Source organism: Vibrio sp. Hep-1b-8 (assembly GCF_006124995.1).
Classification (GTDB): Bacteria; Pseudomonadota; Gammaproteobacteria; order Enterobacterales; family Vibrionaceae; genus Vibrio.
On the sequence record NZ_QEWN01000146.1, the window covers coordinates 1 to 4,356 of the forward strand.

The 4,356-nt window shown below is 45.5% G+C and carries 4 protein-coding genes and 3 pseudogenes; 6 read left to right on the forward strand and 1 reads right to left on the reverse strand.

The genetic code is table 11. From position 1 onward, the window contains the following. Nucleotides 1-121, reverse strand: a pseudogene (locus tag DA100_RS20780) (ISAs1 family transposase); the annotation flags it as partial. A gap of 32 nt (nt 122-153) precedes the next feature. Between DA100_RS20780 and DA100_RS20785 the strand changes: the two are divergent. The 6 genes and pseudogenes from DA100_RS20785 (at nt 154) to DA100_RS20815 (ending at nt 4,145) form a co-directional block, all read left to right on the forward strand. Then, nucleotides 154-339, forward strand: a complete 186-nt coding sequence (locus tag DA100_RS20785; protein WP_138973884.1) for a hypothetical protein — start codon at nt 154-156, stop codon at nt 337-339. A 149-nt stretch (nt 340-488) separates the two neighbouring features. Continuing rightward, nucleotides 489-1,412: a hypothetical protein gene (locus DA100_RS20790; RefSeq protein WP_138973885.1), complete on the forward strand. Its 924-nt coding sequence runs from the start codon at nt 489-491 to the stop codon at nt 1,410-1,412. A gap of 97 nt (nt 1,413-1,509) precedes the next feature. Further along, nucleotides 1,510-2,760, forward strand: a pseudogene (locus DA100_RS20795) (colicin E3/pyocin S6 family cytotoxin); the annotation flags it as partial. Nucleotides 2,761-2,762: 2 nt separating this feature from the next. Next, nucleotides 2,763-2,984, forward strand: coding sequence for a hypothetical protein (locus DA100_RS20800; protein WP_138973887.1), 222 nt, complete (start codon nt 2,763-2,765; stop codon nt 2,982-2,984). Between the two features lie 101 nt (nt 2,985-3,085). After that, nucleotides 3,086-3,598: pseudogene (locus DA100_RS21455) on the forward strand (S-type pyocin domain-containing protein); the annotation flags it as partial. Nucleotides 3,599-3,644: 46 nt separating this feature from the next. Further along, the gene (locus DA100_RS20815; protein WP_138972284.1) at nt 3,645-4,145 is read left to right on the forward strand and encodes a transposase; all 501 of its coding nucleotides are present in this window, start codon (nt 3,645-3,647) and stop codon (nt 4,143-4,145) included. The last annotated feature ends 211 nt before the right edge of the window (nt 4,146-4,356 follow it).

Genomic DNA, 4,356 nt, shown 5'->3' on the forward strand with positions numbered 1-4,356 from the left:
CACCAGCAATAACAGCGCACAATGAGCCGAACAGAACCTCAAACAAGCAATACGTAACCTTTGCTGACTGGCGCTTATCTGCGACTAAATGGAAGTGCTCTTTAAACTCATCGATATGCATTGTGGGTAGGTCTCTTTGTTAAAAGAGAGTATATGATCACAGCTAGATATGATCGTCAAACCGATCATTCTAAGTGGTTAGAAAATGTTCGCGATCTCACCCTGCTTGGAATGGCGATCTGCAAAGACATCGCGACACTACACAACACATCTATTGAGCTGTTACCAAGAAAAGACGATTGCAATGAATTTATCGTTCGCTGTAGTGCGAATCAATAACCTTGCCGTGTGTTTATTGTCTTAGAAATAAGCAGATTATCACGACATATGTGATATCTATTCAATTGATTTTATATCCGAACTATAGATATAAAAGCGCAAGCTAGGTAACCTTTGAACCACTCATAAACGATTCAATAGGGCATGGCGTGGGGTATAAAACCGTTGAACTTATCCATTTGATGGCGCACGAATTTCAGCAAGTGGAAGGGGATTTTGACTCCTTGTCTGAAAGTGAACTCAAAGAGGTGACCCCATCCGGCATGGGATATGACCGATTTATTGAGCAATTAAAGCAAGGCCATTTGCTGCTACTGAATGATTCTCCGCGAGTTCCGCTGTTGATAAAAGAGAGCGATGGCTTAGCGCATTCAGATTGGGAGCTAAATCCCCATGTTCGCGACAACCTCGACCCATTGGCACAAAAGGCACTATTAACTCGTATACAGATGAGCGGGAGTGCATCAAGCACCACTCAAAGTACAAGCCTACATCCGCCACTTCCCATGCCCCCATACGTCCCTGAGCCGGTTCGTACTCATAATCCCGATGCGCCGCCAAAGGAAAAATACGAGTACAACTTTGATATCGCGTGCTCCGATGATGCCTTTCATCGCAATGTTGGTTGTTCGTTTGTTTTAGCCCAAACGACAAACGAAGTGTTACTAGGGCGCTGGCGTGAAACCAAAATCAAAGAAGGGACACGCTACACCCTATTCACAGCGTTTGATGAGCCTAAAAAATTGGTCGGAGAAGTGGCATCAAAATCGTTAGGTCTCTCGCCTCGTCAGCCAGTAAAAGTCCGACCGATAGGCAGTGGCGTAGCGCAAGAGGGCTTTATTCCCGTTTTTCCCGCTGTGCAGCTCGGCGAGCGGCTAGGCTTTCCCACTCACGGTTTTTACTACCACTTTCATAACGGCAAACTGATCCAAGAGTACCGTATTCTCGGTGATAAAAACTGGGGCTTTTATGCCACTCACTCAATGCATCACCGCCTTGATCCCGAAAGAGGCTATAACCAGAACCAAAACGCGATATTGGTGTTGTGGAAACTCGGTGGCAAAGTGGCGTAGCGCAAGAGGGCTTTATTCCCGTTTTTCCCGCTGTGCAGCTCGGCGAGCGGCTAGGCTTTCCCACTCACGGTTTTTACTACCACTTTCATAACGGAAAACTGATCTCGAAACGGGTATGCGAGAAACGTGGATGAAGATTGCCAAACAGTATGGTCTAGCGCCAAAAGCTTTGTTGGAACTTAATCCACAGTACGATGCCGACCCGATGTCTCTATCGGTAGGGGATTCTCTGAATGTAGAAAAACAGCAACCGCTAAGCATTGAAAAAGAGCCTGTTTACGAGATACCACCGGAGAGCCCCAAGCGATTTAATCAACCTTTAAACACTTTCTATAACTACACCGAGCGATGCTTAGTCGATACCTCAATCGCATCGATCAATCGTCCTGAGTGGATTGAAAAAGACATTCCCGTTGTAAATCTGAAAATAGTGTCTACCGAATCGAAGGCAACAGACTATGGCAAACTGGCAGTTTTAGCGTTGCCAGCGAGTACAACCAGTTCTAACCTTGGGATTATCAGTACCAACACCACTTCTACGCTAGGGCAATGGAGTATCACAGGTGAGGCTCTCAGCAGTTTTGCCCGCGTCGGTGGCGGTTTAGTCGCTGCTTTATGGCCTTCTCAGCTTGGCGATGGAACACTTGAGGGCAACCCTGAGCTTGCTACGAGTGACACAGTTACGATGCGTGTCCGCTTCAATATGTACACCGATGAAAATGGCAAGCAACAAATCGTTGGTATAAAAACGGGCGAAGGAAGTGCATACGGTGATCGTGTAGCGAAGCGTGAGGCAGTGCAGCAAGGGCAACACTTTATTGCTGAGTTGGATAATGATATCACCATTACCTGGACACCTGACGGCTCAACGGATGTACTCACACCTGATACCGTCCTCCCCGAGAATGACCAACTGGATGTTCACAATATCTTGGTTCACCCAATTGAAGAGCATGAGCAAGAAATTGGCACGGTTCTCTACCCAGAAGAAGATCTAGTCGAATATATTATCACCTTCCCTGTGGATGCTGGGTTGCCTCCTCTTTATCTTGTTTTCAACAAACCTACCTCGGGTTCAGCTACGAACCTTAAATATGTACCAGCTCCAAGAGGGAATCCTCCATTACCTGCATTCCCTGAAGCTAAAAAAGCCAAAGAGAAAACATATGTGCAAGGTGGCGGCAAAAAAAGACCGAGATGGAAAGATAAAAAGCGAATTTATGAATGGGATTCCCAACACGGTAAAGTGGAAGTATATGATAAAAATGGTAACCATATAGGTGAGTTTGACCATGAGACAGGAGAGCAGACTAAACCTAAGGATCCGAAGAGAAAAGTGGAGAAATAGTTATGTATGAATTAAATTTCTACAGTAAAGACACTGAAGAACTTGTAATGGAAATTGAGCTGAAAGGTTTATCCGGTGATGATGTATTGAGGATTTTTGGGGTTGCTTTAGAGGGGAATTGCGCAGATGTATCTCCTGCTCAATTGTCTGAAATAGAAGCCTGTATTGGCTATACCTTTCAAAAGGTTGAAAGTGATATTTCAATATGTGAAGTCATTGATTAGGTTTGTGTTTTTCGCATTAATTGGACATTTTTGATTGCTTTTTTTAAGAGTCAAGCCGTTTTTTAACAGATAACATATACCTTCAAATTAGCGCTCGATGACAACACTTTATTGCTGAGTTGGATAATGCTATCACCATTACCTGGACACCTGACGGCTCAACCGATGTACTCACACCTGATACCGTCCTCCCCGAGAATGACCAACTGGATGTTCACAATATCTTGGTTCACCCAATTGAAGAGCATGACCAAGAAATTGGCACGGTTCTCTACCCAGAAGAAGATCTAGCCGAATATATTGTCACCTTCCCTGCGGATGCTGGGCTCCCTCCTCTTTACCTGATGTTCTAAAAAACGGCGCGTGATGAGTCTGGGGTGGTAACGGGGAATGGCGAAGATATAACGGGCATATGGTTAGAGAAAGCCAGTGAGGGGTTAGGTGCTCCGATACCGTCACAAATTGCTGATCAGTTGAGAGGAAGAGAATTTAGTAGTTTTGATGAATTCAGAAAGACACTCTGGACAGAAGTTTCTAGAGATGGCCAATTGAATGGGCAATTTCACAATAGAAACAAAGTTAAAATGGCTGATGGTCCCCCTCTGGCAGGATAGTTGTCACTGTTAAAATTTAACCAGTGTAGGGCGGTAAGAGTGAATTGTGTCTCGTATTCCAACAGAAAGAAAAGAAGCCATATTGAAGAAGCTACTGCCTCCATACTCAGTGTCAGTGAGCGAACTTTCAAAAGAGGAAGGTATTAGCACCGCAACCCTGTATCATTGGCGACAGCAACTCAGACGTTCAGGAGCCGCAGTGCCAAACAGCAACACTTCATCAGAGCAGTGGTCTGCTCAAACTAAACTCGCCATCGTCGCCGAGACTTACTCGATGACCGAGAATGAACTCAGCCAATATTGTCGTGAAAAAGGTCTGTTTCCAGAGCAAGTTCAACGCTGGCGCAGCGAATGCATGCAAGGCTTCATGTCGAGTAAAGAGCGGGAAGCGGAAGCAAAGAAACAGGCCAAAGCGGATAAGCTTGAAATCAAAGAACTTAGGAAGGAGTTACGCCACAAAGAAAAGGCGCTCGCTGAAACGGCTGCCCTGTTGGTTCTACGAAAAAAGCTCAGAGCCTTTTACGGGGAAGAGCCAGAGGACGACTAACCTCAACCGATGAAAGGCAGTACCTGATTACGCTTATCCACGATGCCAAGCAAAGTGGTTGCCGCTTAGAGCGAGCTTGTTATGAGGTTCAAATTGACCTGAGGACGTATCGTCGATGGTATCGGCAAGGAGAGATCCAAGCGGATAAAAGACCGACCAGTGTCAGACCAGAGCCAGCTAACAAGCTCTCTCAGCAAGAACGTGATGCAAT